We start from the raw sequence: 362 nt of genomic DNA, 5'->3' as shown, positions 1-362 counted from the left end.
CAGTTCCTTTTTGTCGGTGGGATTCTCGCCGAACCCAAGGCCGAGCGCATACAGGATGGTATCCCGCTCGGTCAGCGTCTGTTCGATCTCTTCGAAGTCCCAGTTCGACAGCGCGTCGAAATCCAATGGCATGATCTTTCCTCCCTTGTTCGTTCTTAGAGGGTGTTTTGCGACCCCAAGATTGCCGTGACCTGACTGGACAGCACACCGCCGTTGCCATGCGCCAGCGCCAGATCGACACCGTTCAACTGAATGCCGGGGGCATCGCCACGGATCTGGCGCGCTGCCTCGATCACGGTGAATATGCCGTACATGCCGGGATGCACGCAGGACAGACCCCCACCATTCGTGTTCACCGGCAA

Annotated in this window: 1 protein-coding gene; it reads right to left on the bottom strand. The window is 58.6% G+C overall.

The window, feature by feature from the left end; genetic code table 11:
• Positions 1-155 precede the first annotated feature (155 nt).
• Positions 156-362, bottom strand: a 207-nt coding sequence (locus A3722_RS10450; protein WP_443068777.1) for a thiolase C-terminal domain-containing protein, incomplete at its 5' end; no start/stop codon positions are given.

This window comes from Sulfitobacter sp. HI0027, assembly GCF_001634775.1.
Taxonomy (GTDB): domain Bacteria; phylum Pseudomonadota; class Alphaproteobacteria; order Rhodobacterales; family Rhodobacteraceae; genus Sulfitobacter.
The sequence above is the reverse complement of the archived record's forward strand: the minus strand, read 5'-3'. Positions and strand labels throughout refer to the sequence as shown.